This window comes from Ancylobacter vacuolatus (assembly GCF_030813595.1).
In the GTDB taxonomy this organism is placed as follows: domain Bacteria; phylum Pseudomonadota; class Alphaproteobacteria; order Rhizobiales; family Xanthobacteraceae; genus Ancylobacter; species Ancylobacter vacuolatus.
Genome location: NZ_JAUSUH010000001.1, coordinates 785,135 through 802,110 on the forward strand (window position 1 = coordinate 785,135; position 16,976 = coordinate 802,110).

At 68.0% G+C, this 16,976-nt stretch carries 17 protein-coding genes; 4 read left to right on the forward strand and 13 right to left on the reverse strand.

Annotated features, from left to right (window positions below; genetic code table 11):
- Positions 1-12: 12 nt before the first annotated feature.
- From J2S76_RS03780 to J2S76_RS03790, 3 genes are all read right to left on the reverse strand, one after another.
- The gene (locus J2S76_RS03780; RefSeq protein WP_307057600.1) at positions 13-1,230 is read right to left on the reverse strand and encodes an LL-diaminopimelate aminotransferase; all 1,218 of its coding nucleotides are present in this window, start codon (positions 1,228-1,230) and stop codon (positions 13-15) included.
- Between the two features lie 145 nt (positions 1,231-1,375).
- Positions 1,376-1,789: a hypothetical protein gene (locus tag J2S76_RS03785; protein ID WP_307057602.1), complete on the reverse strand. Its 414-nt coding sequence runs from the start codon at positions 1,787-1,789 to the stop codon at positions 1,376-1,378.
- Positions 1,790-1,922: 133 nt separating this feature from the next.
- Positions 1,923-2,501 (reverse strand): hypothetical protein, encoded by a 579-nt coding sequence (locus J2S76_RS03790; protein WP_307057604.1) that lies wholly within the window; start codon positions 2,499-2,501, stop codon positions 1,923-1,925.
- Here J2S76_RS03790 and phaC point away from each other — a divergent pair.
- Complete coding sequence (gene phaC / locus J2S76_RS03795; protein WP_503128592.1) at positions 2,440-4,209, forward strand: class I poly(R)-hydroxyalkanoic acid synthase; 1,770 nt, start codon at positions 2,440-2,442, stop codon at positions 4,207-4,209. The genes J2S76_RS03790 and phaC overlap by 62 nt on opposite strands.
- Before the next feature lie 210 nt (positions 4,210-4,419).
- On the opposite strand, the gene argC is transcribed toward phaC, so the two are convergent.
- Positions 4,420-5,475: an N-acetyl-gamma-glutamyl-phosphate reductase gene (gene argC, locus J2S76_RS03800; protein ID WP_307057607.1), complete on the reverse strand. Its 1,056-nt coding sequence runs from the start codon at positions 5,473-5,475 to the stop codon at positions 4,420-4,422.
- Positions 5,476-5,670: 195 nt separating this feature from the next.
- Between argC and J2S76_RS03805 the strand changes: the two genes are divergently transcribed.
- On the forward strand, positions 5,671-5,955 hold the full coding sequence (locus J2S76_RS03805; protein WP_307057609.1) for a hypothetical protein: 285 nt from the start codon (positions 5,671-5,673) through the stop codon (positions 5,953-5,955).
- A gap of 114 nt (positions 5,956-6,069) precedes the next feature.
- Entirely contained in the window at positions 6,070-8,103 is a 2,034-nt protein-coding gene (parE, locus tag J2S76_RS03810) for a DNA topoisomerase IV subunit B (RefSeq protein ID WP_307057611.1), read from the forward strand.
- A gap of 15 nt (positions 8,104-8,118) precedes the next feature.
- Here parE and J2S76_RS03815 read toward each other — a convergent pair whose 3' ends face one another.
- Genes J2S76_RS03815 through J2S76_RS03825 form a run of 3 tightly spaced genes read right to left on the reverse strand, consistent with a single transcriptional unit; the run spans position 8,119 to position 11,061 of the window.
- Positions 8,119-9,894: a glycosyltransferase family 2 protein gene (locus tag J2S76_RS03815; RefSeq protein ID WP_307057613.1), complete on the reverse strand. Its 1,776-nt coding sequence runs from the start codon at positions 9,892-9,894 to the stop codon at positions 8,119-8,121.
- Between the two features lie 51 nt (positions 9,895-9,945).
- Entirely contained in the window at positions 9,946-10,581 is a 636-nt protein-coding gene (locus J2S76_RS03820) for a LysE family translocator (RefSeq protein WP_307057615.1), read from the reverse strand.
- 3 nt (positions 10,582-10,584) lie between these two features.
- Entirely contained in the window at positions 10,585-11,061 is a 477-nt protein-coding gene (locus tag J2S76_RS03825) for a GreA/GreB family elongation factor (protein WP_307057617.1), read from the reverse strand.
- Between the two features lie 219 nt (positions 11,062-11,280).
- Between J2S76_RS03825 and J2S76_RS03830 the strand changes: the two genes are divergently transcribed.
- A complete protein-coding gene (locus J2S76_RS03830) occupies positions 11,281-12,924 on the forward strand; it encodes a DEAD/DEAH box helicase (protein ID WP_307057619.1) in 1,644 nt (547 codons plus the stop codon).
- On the opposite strand, the gene J2S76_RS03835 is transcribed toward J2S76_RS03830, so the two are convergent.
- The 6 genes from J2S76_RS03835 to J2S76_RS03860 form a co-directional block, all read right to left on the reverse strand.
- A complete protein-coding gene (locus tag J2S76_RS03835) occupies positions 12,911-13,810 on the reverse strand; it encodes a mechanosensitive ion channel family protein (protein ID WP_307057621.1) in 900 nt (299 codons plus the stop codon). The two genes, J2S76_RS03830 and J2S76_RS03835, sit on opposite strands and share 14 nt — an antisense overlap.
- 54 nt (positions 13,811-13,864) lie before the next feature.
- Complete coding sequence (locus J2S76_RS03840) at positions 13,865-14,230, reverse strand: TfoX/Sxy family protein (RefSeq protein ID WP_307057622.1); 366 nt, start codon at positions 14,228-14,230, stop codon at positions 13,865-13,867.
- A 10-nt stretch (positions 14,231-14,240) separates the two neighbouring features.
- Entirely contained in the window at positions 14,241-14,597 is a 357-nt protein-coding gene (locus J2S76_RS03845) for a HesB/IscA family protein (RefSeq protein WP_307057750.1), read from the reverse strand.
- Between the two features lie 254 nt (positions 14,598-14,851).
- A complete protein-coding gene (locus J2S76_RS03850) occupies positions 14,852-15,283 on the reverse strand; it encodes a VOC family protein (RefSeq protein WP_307057625.1) in 432 nt (143 codons plus the stop codon).
- Positions 15,284-15,296: 13 nt separating this feature from the next.
- Positions 15,297-15,671: an SUF system Fe-S cluster assembly protein gene (locus tag J2S76_RS03855; RefSeq protein WP_307057627.1), complete on the reverse strand. Its 375-nt coding sequence runs from the start codon at positions 15,669-15,671 to the stop codon at positions 15,297-15,299.
- Complete coding sequence (locus tag J2S76_RS03860; protein ID WP_307057629.1) at positions 15,668-16,918, reverse strand: cysteine desulfurase; 1,251 nt, start codon at positions 16,916-16,918, stop codon at positions 15,668-15,670. The genes J2S76_RS03855 and J2S76_RS03860 overlap by 4 nt, the downstream gene beginning before the upstream one ends.
- Positions 16,919-16,976 lie beyond the last annotated feature (58 nt).

Sequence of the window (16,976 nt, forward strand, 5' to 3'; positions counted from 1 at the left end):
AGGGGCCGGGCCTTAACGCGCCGCGGCGAGAGGGACGACGTTGTGCAATGTTTCCGCGCCGGTTTCAAGGAAGCGGCGGATGTTGCGCGCCGCCTGGCGGATGCGCTGCTCGTTCTCCACAAGGGCGATACGCACATAGTCGTCGCCATGCTCGCCGAAGCCGACGCCCGGCGCGACGGCGACGTCCGCCTTTTCGATCAACAGCTTGGAGAATTCGAGGCTGCGCAGGTGGCGGAATTTTTCCGGGATCGGCGCCCAGGCGAACATGGAGGCGGTGGGAACAGGAATCTCCCAGCCGGCCTTGCCGAAACTGTCGACCAGCGCGTCGCGGCGCTTCTTGTAGACACTGCGCATCTCGGCGACGCAGTCCTGCGGGCCGTTCAGCGCCGCCGTGGCCGCGACCTGGATCGGCGTATAGGCGCCATAGTCGAGATAGGATTTCACCCGCGCCAGCGCCGCGATCAGCCGGTCATTGCCCACCGCGAAGCCCATGCGCCAGCCGGCCATGGAGAAGGTCTTGGACATGGAGGTGAACTCCACCGTCACATCCATCGCGCCCGGCACCTGCAGCACGGAAGGCGGCGGGTTGTCATCGAAATACACTTCCGAATAGGCCAGGTCGGACAGCACGATCAGGTCGTGCTTCTTCGCGAAGGCGACGACGTCGCGGTAAAAATCGAGATCGGCGACCTGCGCGGTAGGGTTGGACGGGTAGCAGAGCACCAGCGCTAGCGGCGAGGGAATCGAATGCGCCACCGCCCGCTCCAGCGCGTGGAAGAATTCCGGTCCCGGCTCGCAGGGCACGGAGCGGATCGCCGCGCCCGCCATCAGAAAGCCGAAGGCGTGGATGGGGTAGCTGGGGTTCGGCACCAGAATCACGTCGCCCGGGGCGGTGATCGCCTGCGCCATATTGGCGAAGCCTTCCTTGGAGCCGAGCGTCGCCACCACCTGGGTGTCGGGGTTCAGCTTCACGCCGAAGCGGCGCTCATAATAGGCCGCCTGCGCGCGGCGCAGGCCGGGAATGCCCTTGGAGGCGGAATAGCGATCGGTGCGCGGGCGGCCGATGGTTTCCTTGAGCTTGTCCACCACATGGGCCGGGGCATCGAGATCCGGGTTGCCCATGCCGAGGTCGACGATGTCGGCGCCGCCATTGCGGGCGCCAGCCTTCACACGATTGACCTGCTCGAACACGTAAGGCGGCAGCCGGCGGATGCGATGGAAATCGGTCATGGGTCTCAAGCTCCAGGGCCGCCCCGTATCCCCCGGCGGCGGCGTCACGCGCGCTTCATATCACCCTTCGCGCGCCCGCACAGCGAGGGATGTCAGCCCAAAGGGGCAGAAGAATGGTAATCGTGCCCTCGGCGCGGCGGCCGGCCTATTCGTCGGCCTCGATCTGCCGCAGCATGTCCTTCTCGCGCTGGCTGGCGAGATTCTCCAGGTTCTTCTGCATCGAGTCCCGCTGTTGCTGCGTCAGCACCGGCCGGTCACCAACCTGGGCCGGGGCGCCGAAGGTGGGATAGGCCAGTTCGGCCGGCTTCTGGCGCCCTGTTGGCGCCGGCGCGGCGCGCGACTGGCCGGCGGCGATGCGCGGATCAGCCTCCGCGCCGGATGCGGGCGCCCCCGCTGTTTCAACGCTGCCCTGCGCCAGTGCCGCCTCGGTGATTCCCGCCGAGGGACCGTCCGCCGAGGCGCAGCCGGCCAGCAGCAGCGCCACCAGGGCGGCGCTCGCAAGAATGTGCACCCGCGCGAAAAAAGCCCCGCCGGCCGGCCTGCCTTGCCCGTGACCCACTCTGGTCTCCTCCCCTGCGCCGGCCTGCCGGTTCGTCGGCATGCCGATCCGTCGGCCTGCCCAAACGTCAGCGTGCGCGTGTACGGCCCGTTACGCACTCGCTAGCGTCCGATAGCGCGTCTATTATGGCCACCTATGAACGCACCAACCCGCGGGGACAAGCGGTGAGCAACCGACGCACCAGCAAGATACCGTCCACACCGGCAAAGTCCGCGCCGGGGACGAACGCCGCCCCGGCCGAGGTGCGGGAGGCTCCCGCCCCGGCGAAGAAGAAGGCCGTGCGGAAACCGGCGGCAAAGCCCGTCGCCGCCCCAGTCGCTGCGGCCCCCGTGGCTCCGGCCCCTGCTGCTGTGGCCGCCGCCGCACCGCCAGCGCGCAAGGTGGCCGCGAAGAAGGCGGCGGCGACCCCGGCGGCAAGCAAGATCGCACCCGAATCACCGGCGCCGGCGAAGGCGCCGCGTTCCCCGGCGGCCCGAGCCCCGCGCCGGCCGGTGGCGAAGGCGGCGGCGCCGCGTCCCCCCGCAGCCAAGGCGGCCGCACCGAAGCCGGCGGCCGCCGCACCGGCGCCTGCGCCCTCCCCGGCAAAACCTGCCGCGGCCGCCGCTGGGGCCCCCACGGCCGACGCAGCCGATGCCGCCCGGACAAGCCCGATCGACCTCGAAATCTTCGCCGCCAATCTGGCGCGGATGATGGAGGAAGGCGGGCGGGCCATGGCCGCTTATCTGCGCCCGCGCGAGGAAGGGCGCATCCGCGACGAGGTGGCCGAGGATCTGGCCGACGTCGCCAAGACCATCGGCAACGTCGCCGAATACTGGCTCGCCGACCCGCAGCGCACGGTGGAAGCGCAGTCGCGCCTGATCGGCGGCTATCTCGACTTGTGGACCAGCGCGCTGAAGAAGCTGGGCGGCGAGAAGACCCGGCCCGTGGTGGAGCCGGCCACGCGCGATTCGCGCTTTTCCGACCCGGAATGGAACTCCAATCCCTTCTTCGACGCGCTCAAGCAGGCCTACCTGCTCACCGCCAACTGGGCGGCGGACATGGTCGAGGAAGCCGAGATCGACGCCCGCACCAAGCACAAGGCCGAGTTCTATGTTCGCCAGATCGCCGGCGCGGTCTCGCCCTCCAATTTCGTGCTGACCAATCCCGAGCTGCTGCGCACCACGCTGACCTCCAATGGCGAAAATCTGGTGCGCGGCATGAAGATGCTGGCGGAGGACATCGAGGCCGGCGGCGGCGACCTGAAGATCCGCCAGACCGACGATTCCAAGTTCCACGTCGGCGAGAACCTGGCGGTCACGCCGGGCAAGGTGATCTTCCAGAACGAGCTGATGCAGCTCATCCAATATGCGCCGCAGACCGAGACGGTGCTGGCGACCCCGGTCGTCATCATCCCGCCCTGGATCAACAAGTTCTACGTGCTCGACCTGACGGCGGAAAAGTCCTTCGTGCGCTGGGCGGTGGAGCACGGGCTCACCGTGTTCATGGTGTCGTGGGTCAATCCCGGCCCGGAACTCGCCGCCAAGGGCTTCGAGGACTATATGAAGGACGGCGTGCTCACCGCCTTCGAAGTGGCGAAGAAAGCGGCCCGCAGCAAGGATTTCCACGCGGTGGGCTATTGCGTCGGCGGCACCATGCTGGCGATGACGCTGGCCTGGCTGGCCGCCACCGGGAAAAAGCCCGGCCTCGCCAGCGCCACCTTCCTGACCACCCAGGTGGACTTCACCTTTGCCGGCGACCTCAAAGTGTTCATCGACGAGGAACAGATCGCCAGCCTTGAGCGCAAGATGCTCGAATCGGGCGTGATGGAAGGCCGCAAGATGGCCAACGCCTTCAACATGCTGCGGGCCAATGACCTGATCTGGCCCTATGTGGTGAACAACTATCTGAAAGGTCAGGCGCCCTTCCCGTTCGACATCCTGTACTGGAATTCGGACTCGACCCGGCTGCCGGCGGCCAATCACTCGTTCTATCTGCGCAATTGCTATCTCGACAACAAGCTGGCGCAGGGCAGCCTGATGCTGGCCGGCAAGACGCTCGACCTCACGGCGATCGACCTGCCGATGTACAGCGTGGCGACGCGCGAGGACCATATCGCCCCGGCGGCGTCGGTTTTCCTCGGCCTGCAGAAATTCGGCAATCCCGGCCGCTTCGTGCTGGCCGGCTCCGGCCATATCGCTGGCGTCATCAACCCGCCGGCGCGCGGCAAGTACCAGTACTGGACCGGCGGGCCGGCGGCGGGAAAGCTGGAGGACTGGATCGCCAAAGCCGAGATGCATCCCGGCTCCTGGTGGCCGGACTGGCTGGCCTGGCTCGAGGCGCAGGACGGCAAGCAGGTCTCCGCCGCCAAACGCATCCCCGGCGAAGGCCCGTACAAGGCGATCGAGGACGCGCCGGGCAGCTATGTGAAGGTGAAGTCGTAGCGAACAGGAGCGTCATGGCCGGACGTGATCCGGCCATCCGCGTCTCAGGACGGCGCCAACGAAGGAGGGCGCCGGCGCCAACGGGCATCCTTCGAGGCTCGCCTCCGGCTCGCACCTCAGAATGACTGCGCTCTCAGTGGCGCAATGCGCGCGCCGTCATGCTGAGGTGCTCGGGCAAGGCCCGAGCCTCGAAGCACGCACGCCGCCCCCTCACGGGAACAGCGCGATCTGCTCCAGCCCCAACGTCTCGGGATAGCCGAGCACGAGGTTCATGTTCTGCACCGCCTGGCCGGAGGCGCCCTTCACCAGATTGTCGGTGGTCGAGATCACGATCACCCGGTCCGGCGCGCGGTCCTTGATCACGCCGATAAAGGCCATATTCGAGCCCTTGACGAAGCGCGACTGCGGCACCTGGCCCAGTGGCATCACATGCACGAAGGGCTCGCTGCGGTAGAAATCGGCCAGCACGCGATGCACCCCTTCCGCGCCGACGCCGGCACCGGTCTTGAGGTAGATGGTGGCGTAGATGCCGCGCGTCATTGGCACCAGATGCGGCGTGAAGCTCGGCGCAATCGTGCGGCCGGCCGCCTTGGAGAATTCCTGGTCGAGCTCGGCCATATGGCGGTGGCCGCCGACGCCATAGGCGTGCATGCCCTCCGTCACCTCGGTGAACAGCAGGTTCTCCTTCGCCGAACGGCCCGCCCCTGTCACGCCGCTCTTGGCGTCGATGACGATGTGCTCGGGCTCGATGGCGCCGGCTTCGATCAGCGGCACCACCGGCAGAATGGCCGTGGTGGTGTAGCAGCCGGGATTGGCGATCAGCCGCGCCTTGCGGATGTCGTCGCGGTAGAGCTCGACCACGCCGTAGACGGCTTCCTGCTGCAGCTCCAGTGCCTGGTGCGGGTGGCCATACCAGCGCTCATAGGCGCCATCGTCGCGCAGCCGGAAATCGGCGGAGAGATCGACCACCTTCACATGCGGCGCGGTGTCGAACACGTTCTTGATGACAAGCTGCGTGGTGCCGTGCGGCAGGGCGCAGAAGACGAGGTCGACGTCTTTCCACGCCACCTGCTCGATGGTGATGAGGTTCGGCAGCTTGAACGGGGCGAATTGCGGAAACACGTCCGCCACCGCCTGCCCGGCCTTGCGGTCGGCGGTGAGCGCGACGATCTCGACGCGGGGATGGCGCAGCAGCAGGCGCAGCAGTTCCGAGCCCGTGTAGCCCGAAGCCCCGAGGATGGCGATCCGCGCCTTGCTGTCCGTCATGGTGGCGACCCTTCCTGCTGGCGTGCCGGCCGTCTCGGGGCGGGCGCGCGTTGATTTGCGCCATTACACCTTTCGCATGTCCGACGAAAGACAAGAGGGGCTCGCCCCGCGCATGGCGGCTGCGCGTCGGTGGCCGGAACGGAACCGTGCCGTGCGGGCTTCTCTCCCCGCCTCTCACCGGCCGGAGCCTTTGCGATGACCTCTCCCCTCTCCTGGTTTTCCACCAGCCTGCAGCTGGCCCGGCTCGGCATGGACATGCAGTTCGTGATCGCGGAACGGCTGAGCCGTCTGGCGCGCGGCGATGCCGCCGCCGGAGTGGAAGCCATGCGCATGGTGACGGAGAAGACGCTGGCGCTGGGCGAGGTCAATGCCCGGCTGGTGAAGGCGGCGGCCGCCGGCCGGCTCGACGCGGTCGGCCCGGAAATCGTCGCGCTGTATGGCCGCAAGGTGCGGGCGAACCGGAAGCGGCTGACGCGGTGAGGTCCGGCCTCGCATGGCGTCCATGTTCACGGAGCGTTCCGGTTTCGCGCCACGCCTGCCATAGTGCTAAGGAGACCGAATCGGTTCCTGACCACGACGAGACCGCCCGCACCCATGTCGAATTCTGACGACCTCTTCGCCGCCGTTCCCGCCCCGCGTCCGCGTGCCAGCGCGCGCCCCGCCGCGCTGCGCGAGGGCACGCCGGGCGAGGCGGGCTATACCGCCGCCGATATCGAGGTGCTGGAGGGGCTGGAGCCAGTGCGGCGCCGGCCCGGCATGTATATTGGCGGCACCGACGAGAAGGCGCTGCATCACCTCTTCTCCGAGGTGATCGATAATTCGATGGACGAGGCGGTGGCGGGCCATGCCAATTTCATCGAGGTGGAACTGACCAGCGACGGTTTTCTCACCGTGACCGACAATGGGCGCGGCATTCCGATCGAGGAACACCCGAAATATCCCGGCAAATCTGCGCTGGAGGTCATCCTCACCACGCTGCATGCCGGCGGCAAGTTCGACTCGAAAGTCTATGAGACCTCGGGCGGCCTGCACGGCGTCGGCGTCTCGGTGGTCAACGCCCTGTCCGACGTTCTCGAGATCGAGGTGGCGCGCGGGCAGACGCTCTACCGCCAGACCTATTCGCGCGGCGTGCCGCAGGGGCAGATCCAGGAGGTCGGGCGCATTCTCAACCGGCGCGGCACGCGGGTGAGCTTCCATCCGGACGCGCAGATTTTTGGCGAAGGCGCCCGCTTCAAGCCGGCCCGCGTGTTCAAGATGGCCCGCTCCAAGGCCTATCTGTTCGGCGGCGTCGAAATCCGCTGGAGCTGCGATGCCGCGCTGGTGGCCGGCACCGACATCCCGGAAAAGGCGGTGTTCCGCTTTCCCGGCGGCCTGCGCGACTATCTCGCCGCCGACATTGAGGGCAGCACCCGGGTTCATCCCGACATCTTCTCCGGCAAGACGACGCGGCCCGGCGGCCATGGCGCGGCGGAATGGGCGGTGGCGTGGCTGGGCGATGCCGACGGCGCCATCTCCTCCTATTGCAACACCATCCCCACCGCCGAGGGCGGCACCCATGAGACCGGCCTGCGCGCCGTGCTGCTGAAGGGCCTGCGCGACCACGCCGAGCGCACCGGCGGCGCCAAGCGCGCCGCCATCGTCACCGCCGACGATGTCATGGCCGGCTGCGTCGCCATGCTCTCGGTGTTCGTGCGCGAGCCGGAATTCCAGGGCCAGACCAAGGAAAAGCTCGCCACCGCCGAGGCGACCCGCATTGTCGAGGCGGCGCTGCGCGACCCGTTCGACCATTGGCTCGGTGGCAACCCGACCCAGGCCAACCGCCTGCTCGACTGGGTGGTGGAGCGCGCCGAGGAGCGCCTTCGCCGCCGGCAGGAAAAGGAAATCTCCCGTAAGACCGCCGTGCGCAAGCTGCGCCTGCCGGGCAAGCTGGCGGACTGCTCCAACAATTCGGCGGCGGGCTCGGAGCTCTTCATCGTCGAGGGCGATTCCGCCGGCGGCTCGGCCAAGCAGGCGCGCGAGCGCCAGACCCAGGCGGTGCTGCCGCTGCGCGGAAAGATCCTCAACGTCGCCAGCGCCGGCCGCGACAAGCTCGCGGCGAACCAGCAGCTCGGCGATCTCGTGCAGGCGCTGGGCGCCGGCACCGGCGTGCAGTATCGCGACGAGGATCTGCGCTATGAGCGGGTCATCATCATGACCGACGCCGATGTCGACGGCGCCCATATCGCCTCACTGCTCGTCACCTTCTTCTACCGGCAGATGCCGAAGCTGATCGAGAACGGCCATCTGTTTCTCGCCGTGCCGCCGCTCTACCGGCTCAGCCAGGGCGCCAAGACGCTTTATGCGAAAGACGAGGCGCATCGCGACCAGCTGCTGGCCAAGGAGTTCTCCTCGCGCGGCAAGGTCGATATCGGCCGCTTCAAGGGCCTGGGCGAGATGATGCCGGCGCAGCTCAAGGAAACCACGATGAGCCGCAAGACCCGCACCCTGCTGCGCGTCACCATCGAGGAGGCCGAGCGCGCCATGACCGCCGATATCGTCGAGCGGCTGATGGGCAACAAGCCGGAAAGCCGCTTCGCCTTCATCTCCGAGCGCGCCGCCTTCGCCAATGAGGAACTGCTGGATATCTGAGGCGGGCCTGCCCGTTCAGTCGGGCGCCGGGGCGTAGCGGGCGTCGATGATGGCCTGGAGGGCGGGCCGGTATTGCTCGCGCGCCACCGCCTTGGCCGCCTCGCGCACCCGCCGGCCGCTGGCGCGCTGCTCTTGCGGGCTGGCGCCGGTCCAAACGCCCTGGGGATGCTGGCGGTAGACGCTCATCGGCTGGTTGAGATAGCCGATCGGGCCCAGCCTTTCGAGATGGAAGGCCAGCGCGATCTCGCTCAGCCGATGCCGGAACAGGCCGTTGGGCAGCGTCTTCATCGCGTCGGAGCGAAAGAGGCAGCAGGAGAAATTGGCGATCAGGTTCAGGCTCGGCTCGGCCAGGAAATCCGCGCCGTCCAGCTTGCTCTTGCGCAGCTTGTCCTGGCGCGGCAGCGTCGCCCGCCCGGGCGTGCCGGGGGTCTCGATCTCGATCTTCGAGAACACCATGGAGCAGTCCGCGTTCTTGCGCAGGAAGGCGATCTGGCGGGCGAGCTTGGCGGGGTCGGTCCAGTAGTCATCGCCCTCCAGCACCGCCAGAAATTCGCCGCCCGCCGCTGCGAAGGCGCGCTGGAAATTGCCCGATATGCCACGATTGGTGCCGTCGCCGATCATCCGCAGCGCAAAGGGATGGCGCGCACAGAAGTCACGGGCGATGTCGGCGGTGCCGTCGGTCGAGCCGTCATCGGCAATGACGATGTCGTGGAAGAAATCGCCAACCTGCGCCAGCGCGCTCTCGATCGCCTGGGCGATGAAGTCCTTCTGATTATAGCAGATGATGACGGTGGTGACGGTGGTGCGCAGACCATGGCGCCGCAGGATGCGCGCCATCGGCAGCGAGAACGGCTCGTGCGTGGTGATGCGGTTGAGGGCGCTGCCGTCGCCGTTGCGATAGTCGAGCAGCACCTCGGTGATGTAGGCCGGCGTGTAGCGCCGCACATATTTCAGGATCACGTCCCAGTCGACCAGGCGACGCAGGCCGAGGTCGAACCCGCCGAGTTCGTGGAAACAGGCGATGTGGTGCACGAAGACGCCGAGGTCGATGTAGTTGGCGCGCTGCAGCGCCTCCAGATCGAAGGGACCGCCCAGTATGTCGGCCTCGCTCGCGCGATGAAAGCGGGAATAGAAGGTCATCGCCCCATCCCGCCCGACGATGCGCCGGGCGAAGCTGTCGAGGAAGTGCGGGCGGATGGTGTTGTCGGAATCGATATAGGCGATCCAGGGATGGCGCGCGACCAGGAGGCCGGCATTGCGGGCCGCCGATATGCCGAGATTGCGGGAGAAGCGGAGATAGACCAGCCGCCCCTGCGCCAGCTCGGCCCCATAGCGGGCGTTGAGGCGCTCTTGCGTGCCATCGGTCGAGCCGTCATCGACGATGACCAGCTCGAAATTCCCATGGGTCTGGGCGAGGACGGAATCGATCGCCTGCTCAATGATGCCAGCGCGATTATAGGTGGCGAGGATCACCGAGAACGCCACCTCGGCCACCCTCGCATCGGCCGCGTCGACGGGACGGATGGCGCGGCCCTCGGCTTCGCCCCAGAGCGCATAATGCAGCAGCGGATTGAGGCCGGCCGCCGCCACGTCGGGATGGGTGGCGAGATAATGGGCGCCGTCGAAATAGGGCGAAGGATCGGCGCCCTGCTTCCAGCCAATGGTGAGGTAATGGTCGAGCAGATGGGCCGGCGAGGCTGACAGATCGGGATGGCGCGCCCAATACCACGCGGCATCGAACAGTTCTGTCTGCGCGATGCGCGGGTGATGCACCGTCTTCAGCCGTCCCATCGCCCCCCCGGTTCTGCGCGGGGCGTGGCGGCCGATCGCCGCCCTTCCTTCTTACCCGCGTCGCTCCAATGCTATACGCGCGGCAATGGCCAGCAGGAGTATTGCGGTAAGCTTCTCCGCTATTCGCGCCAAGCCCGGACGGCCGCCCAGCCAGCGGCCGATATGGCCGGCAAAGGCGCCCACCAGCGCGTTCACCACCGTGCCGCCAATGTTGAGGATGAGGCCCAGCACCATGAACTGGGCAAAGGCGCTGCCGCGCGACAGATCGACGAATTGCGGCAGGAAGGCCAGCACGAATACCGCCACTTTCGGGTTGAGCAGGCTGACCAGCACCGCCGCCCGCCACGCCTTGACGGCCGAGGCGCGGGTAGGCGCGACGCGCGCCGCCACCAGCTCGCCGGAGCCGCGCAGCGCCTGCACCGCGAGATAGACGAGATAGGCGACGCCGGCCCAGCGCAGCACCTCGAACGCGGCCGGATGCGCCGCCAGCAGCGCCGCCAGCCCCACCGCCGCCGCGCAGCTGTGCAGGAACACCCCGGTGGCGATCCCGAAACTCGCGGCGATGCCGGCGCGCGGGCCCGAGCGCATGCCCTGGCTGAGGCAGAACAGCATGTCGTTGCCAGGAGTGAGATTCAGCGCCAGCGCCGCCGGAACGAAGACGAGCAGCGTTTCGCCAGGGATCAGCATGGCTCACGCCTCTTCGGGGCGTGGATCGACGGCGACGATTTCCATCGCCCCGGCCGGCAGGGCGACCTCGTCGCCGATCCATTTGCCCAGCAGCGCACGGGCCACCGGCGACACCCAGCCGATGCGCCCCTGCGCCGGATCGGCCTCATCCTCGCCGACGATGCGAAAGCGGCGGCGCCCGCCTTTCGCGTCTTCCAGCGTCACCGCCATGCCGAAGGTGATGGCCTCAATCTCCTGCGGCGGGTCGACCGGCTCGGCGCTGGACCGGCGGGCTGACCAGTAGCGCAGCTCCCGCGAGGCGGCGGCCACCGCGTCCCGGTCGCCACGGGCGCCGGCAGCGGAGAGAGCCTCGCGCTGGCCCGCCAGTTCGGCGTCGATCTGCGCCAGTCCCCGGCGGGTGACGAGGTTGCGATTGGTGCTGACCGGGCGCTCCGGCAGGGTGTCGGCGCCGCTGTCTTCCTTCACGAATGCACGGCTCATCGCCCGACCTGCCTTCCCTTGGGATGGCCGCCGGGGCCGGAACATGCCGAAATGCCCTTGACAGCGGCCAAATCCGTTGACTTTCCGAGCGTTATGCCTATGGTGCATCGCGTCGTCATACCATATCCGACTGATGCGCTCCGCGCGACGACGATGCAACCATCCCCGGTTACGGCTCGGGGAGCCGGTGTGCGGTGCGCAGCCGCAGAATTGATCCAGATGCCTTTTAACGAACTGGGCCTGAGCGACAAGGTGCTCGCGGCCGTTGCCGATACGGGCTACACCGAGCCGACGCCGATCCAGGCGCAGGCTATCCCGCACATTCTCGCGCGCCGCGATGTGCTGGGGCTCGCCCAGACGGGCACCGGCAAGACCGCTGCCTTCACCCTGCCGATGCTGACGCTGCTGGAGCAGGGCCGCGCCCGCGCCCGCATGCCCCGCACGCTGATCCTTGAACCGACGCGCGAACTCGCCGCGCAGGTCGAGGAGAACTTCACGCGCTACGGCAAGAACCACAAGCTCAACGTCGCCCTGCTGATCGGCGGCGTTTCCTTCGGCGACCAGGACGCCAAGCTGCTGCGCGGGGTCGATATTCTCATCGCCACGCCGGGCCGGCTGCTCGACCATGTCGAGCGTGGCCGCCTGCTGCTCTCCGGCATCGAGATCCTCGTCATCGACGAGGCCGACCGCATGCTGGACATGGGCTTCATCCCGGACATCGAACGGGTCTGCAAGCTGGTGCCGTTCACCCGGCAGACGCTGTTCTTCTCGGCCACCATGCCGCCGGAAATCCAGCGCCTCGTCTCGCAGTTTCTGTCGAACCCGGTGCAGATCGAAGCCTCGCGCCCCTCTTCCACCGCCTCGACGATCACCCAGCTGCTCGTCGCCTCCGGCAAGGAAGACTTCACCAAGCGCGACACGCTGCGCCACCTGATCAACACCGCCGACGCGCTGCAGAACGGCATCATCTTCTGCAACCGCAAGAGCGAAGTGGCCGTGGTGCACAAATCGCTGCTGCGGCACGGCTACAAGGCCGTGTGCCTGCATGGCGACATGGACCAGCGCTCGCGCATGCAGGCGCTTGACCAGTTCCGCACCGGCGAGGCCACGCTGCTGGTGGCGTCCGATGTCGCCGCGCGCGGCCTCGACATTCCCGCCGTGAGCCACGTGTTCAACTATGACACGCCGCATCACGCGGAAGACTATGTCCACCGCATCGGCCGCACCGGCCGGGCTGGTCGCGCCGGCGCCGCCTTCACCATCGTCACCGCTGGCGAGGTCAAGTCGCTGGCGGCGATCGAGAAGCTGATCGGCCGCCTGATCGACTGGAAGGACGGCGCGGGGCTCGACAGCCTGCCCGCCTCCGAGGCGCGCGCCCGCCCCACCCGCGAGAAGGCCGCCGGCGAGAAGACCTCGCGCGAAAAACCCGCCCGCGAGAAGGGTCGCGGCGGCCGCAGCGCCAGCCGCGAGCGCGAGGATGGCGGCGAGAGCCGTGGTGCCCGTCCCGCCCGTCGCCGCGATGCCGAGGCCGCGCCCGTGCCGGTCGAGGCCGTCGAGGCTCCGCTCGCCGCTGTCGCCGATGAGAGCGTGAAGCCGACCGCCAAGCCGGCGCGCCGTCGTGGCCGTGAAAAGGCGGTGGACGCCGAGGCAGCTCCGGTAGCCGCCCCTGTGGCTGCTCCGGCACCTGCCGCCGCCCGCCCCCCGCGCGAGCGCAACCGCGAAAAGCCGGCCCCGGCGCCCGCCCGGGCACCGGTCACGCCGCTCACCCATCGCCGCTCCGAGCGGGCGCCGATGGACGAGCCGGCAGATACCTCGCACCTGCCGGCCTTCCTGCTGCGGCCGGTGAAGATCAAGGCCGGCTGAACGGCTCGCCCGAGAGCGGCTTGGGGAAGGCCGAGCCGGTTTCCGGCCGGTCGCCCTCCGTCGCCTCGGATTCGTTCTGCGGCCGCGCCGGCGGCGCGGCTCCAGCTGCCCGGCCCGGAGCAGGCAGACCACCGCCCCTCAGGCTATGGGCGCGCAGGCGACGAATAAGGTCGCCGCGCACCGCCCCCGCCTCGCTCGCCGACGCCCAGCCGGAGAAGCCGATCTCCACCCGGTCCAGCCCCATTTTGGTGATCGAGGCGGAGGGGCCGGGCGCCTGGTTCACGCGCGGATCGGCGCGCAGGAAGGCGAGCCCGTCCTCCATCACCCCCTCAATATCAGCATCCGGCTTCAGTTCGAGCGCGAAGCTGAAGCTGCGCGTGCCATAGACCGACTTGTTGACGATCGGCGCGCCCCAGACCCGTCCATTGGGCATCAGCACCTGCACATTGTCGCCGGCGGCAAGTTCGGTGGTGAACAGCGACAGCGCCTTGACCGTGCCGCTCTGGCCGCCGACCTCCACCGCGTCGCCGACCTTGAACGGTCGGAACAGCAGCAGCATCACCCCGGCCGCGAGATTGGACAGCGTGCCCTGCAGCGCGAGGCCGACAGCCAGCGAGGTGGCGCCGAGAACGGCAATAATGCTGGTGGTCTGGATGCCGAAGCGCTGCAGCACCGCCACCCCGACGAACACCAAGATGCCATAGCGCGCAAAGCTGGCGAAGAAGCCGGCCACGGTGGAATCGACCCGGCGCGTGCTGGCAAGCCCGCGCAGCACCAGTCGCTCCGCCAGCCCGGCCACCCACCAGCCGATGAGCAGCATGGCCAGCGCATAGAGCGCGTTCAGCCCATAGAGAATGAAGAGATTGCCGAGTTGGTCCAGGTTCATGCCGTCGCTCCAGGGGAAAGTCCGTCCATGGAAACGACAAAGCGGCGGCCGGGTTCACTCGGCGCGGTGATTTCGCACCACTCGCCGGCGCGTGGGGCGCCGGGACGCGGCGGCCTTGTGCGCCAGGCTGACGGCCAGACCGGCAAGCTCGGCCGCTAAATCGACGTCGTCCAGCGCCGCCTCGGGCAGCGACCAGAAGCCGAGCGTCACCGGCCGGCCCAGCCGCTCATAGCTGAAAATCAGCGAGCCAGCAGCGGCGAGCCGCGTCGCGAGTGCGGCATCCGCCTTGAGATAGAGGGTGTCTTCGACCGCGAGGGCGAACATCACCCCTTCGGCATAGACGCCGAGCCCGCCGAACATGCGCCGGCAGCGCACGGGGCCGAAGGCGGCGAAGATGTCGGCGATGCCGGCCTCGTCCATCGCCCGCAGGTCAGGCGCCGGCCTCGGCCGGTTCCGGCTGCACCGGGGTGATGGCGACCGATTCGCCGCAGCCGCAGGCCGAGGTCTGGTTCGGGTTGTTGAACACGAACTGGGCGGAGAGCTTGTCGGCCTTGAAATCCATCTGGGTGCCGAGCAGGTACAGGATCGCCTTGGGGTCGATCAGCACCTTGACGCCCTTGTCCTCAACCACCTCGTCGAACTTGCCCGCCTGTTCAGCGAACTCCATCGTGTATTCCATGCCGGCGCAGCCGCCATTCTTGATGCCGATGCGCAGGCCGGCCACCGGCTTTTCCGAACGCGCGATCACCGCGCGCACGCGCTCGGCAGCGGCATCGGTCAGGGTCATCACCTGCGGGCGGGGGCGAGGCTGGGGCTGGGTCATTTCTCACTGTCTCCACATCGACGCCGGTTCAAGGCCGACGGATCGGTACGTTTAAGATGGGGGATGCGCGGGGTGCAGGCAAGGGCGAAGGCGGCGGGGCTGGCGTGCACCACGCCAAGTCGTTTCGCCGAAGAGTCGTCGCTGGGCCCCGGATCGGCCCTACACTTTGTGCAGCTTGTCTGGGCACCTCAGGATGACGGCGCCCCTCGGCCCCGCCCTCAATAGTTCGGCCAGAGCCCCGGTGTCGCCAGTTCCACCAGATTCCCGTCGGGGTCGCGGAAATAGAGGCTCACCCCGCCGCCCTTCCACGTCACCCGGCCTTCCAGCGCCACGCGATGAACGGCGAGATGCTGCTCCCAATGGGCCAGCGCGCTCGCCGGGATCGCCAGCGCGTAGTGCAGCGGGCCATGGCCGTCATGCGGGGGAATGGTGCCCTCCGCCATCACGACAGGCTCCAGCGTCTGGCCGCGCAGGAACAGCAGCAGCACGCTGCCCGGCCCGGCATTGTAGGCGCAGAAGCGCTCATCGGCGATCATCGGACGGAGGCCCAGCACGCGCTCATAGAAGCCGCGCGCGCGGGGCAGGTCGTCCACATAAAGGCCGGTTTCCACCACGCCGGAAAGCGGCGGTGCGGCAGGAGTTTCGCTCACAACTGAGTCTCGCTTACCAGAGATTGAGCGCCAGCCGCGCTTCCTCGGACATCCGGCCCTGGTCCCAGGGCGGATCGAAGGTGAGGTTGACGCTGGCGCCGGAGACACCGCCCACGCTGGCCACCGCGCCTTCCACCATGCCGGGAAGTTCGGCGGCGGCGGGGCAGTTCGGCGTGGTCAGCGTCATCTCGACCGCGACCTGGCGGTCATCGGCGATGTCGACCTTGTAGATGAGCCCGAGCTCGTAAATGTCGACCGGGATTTCCGGGTCATAGACGGTCTTGAGCGCCGCGACGATATCGTCGGTGAGGCGCGCAAGCTCCTCCTCCGGAATGCCGGACTGGACCGGCGGGGCGTTCGGACTGTCGGACATGTGGGTTTCGCTCATGCGAAAAGATCCTGAGCCTTGATGAGGGCGTCGGCGAGAGCGTCGACTTCCTCATGCGTGTTATAGAGCGCGAACGACGCCCGGCACGTCGCATTTACACCATATCGCCCCAGAAGCGGCATCGCGCAATGGGTGCCGGCGCGCACGGCCACCCCGGCGCGGTCGATCACGGTGGCGATGTCGTGCGCATGCGCGCCCTTCACGTCGAAGGCGAAGATGGCGCCCTTGCCCGGCGCGTCGCCATAGACCTGCACCGAATTGATCTGTGCCAGCCGCTCGCGGGCATAGGCGCCGAGCGAGGCCTCATGCGCGGCGATACGCTCGCGCCCGAGGCTTTCCATATAGGCCAGCGCCGCGCCGAGCCCGATCGCCTGCACGATCGGCGGCGTGCCGGCCTCGAAGCGGTGTGGAGGCTCGCCATAGGTGACGCCCTCTTCGGTGACGGTGCGGATCATCTCGCCGCCGCCCTCATAGGGCGGCATCTTCTCCAGCAGCGCCCGCTTGCCATAGAGCAGGCCGATGCCGGTCGGCCCGTAGAGCTTGTGGCCGGTGACGGCGTAGAAATCGACGTCGAGCTCCACCACGTCCACCGGCATGTGCACGGCGGCCTGCGAGCCGTCCACCACAACAAGCGCGCCGACCTCATGGGCGAGGCGGGCGATCTCCTTGATCGGCGTCACCGTGCCCAGCACATTCGACATATGGGTGATGGCGACGATCTTGGTGCGCTCGGTCAGCAGCGCCTTGAAGGCGTCGAGGTCGAAGGCGCCGTCCTCGGTCACCGGCGCCCATTTGATGACAGCACCCTTGCGCTCCCGCAGATAGTTCCACGGCACGATGTTGGAATGGTGCTCCATGATCGAGAGCACGATCTCGTCGCCCTCCCCGATCGACTGGCCGAGCGAGGACGCAACGAGGTTGAGCGCGCCGGTGGCGGAGCGGGTGAAGATCACCTCTTCCAGCGTCGGGGCGCCCAGGAAGGCGCGGCAGCGCTCGCGCGCTTCCTCATAGGCCTCGGTCATCGCATTGGCGAGGAAGTGCAGGCCGCGATGGACGTTGGAATATTCGTTCTCATAGGCGAAGCGCATCCGGTCCAGCACCTGCACCGGCTTCTGCGCCGAAGCGGCGTTGTCGAGATAGACCAGAGGTTTGCCGTAGACCTGTTTCGACAGGATCGGAAAATCCTGCCGCACGCGGGCGACATCATAGGTGCCGTTGGCGACGGCGGGGTGGAGGGTGATGGTCATCGGTCGACCTTTCTGGCGCCACACGGGCGAACATCCTTCGAGGCCGGCCTTTGGCCGG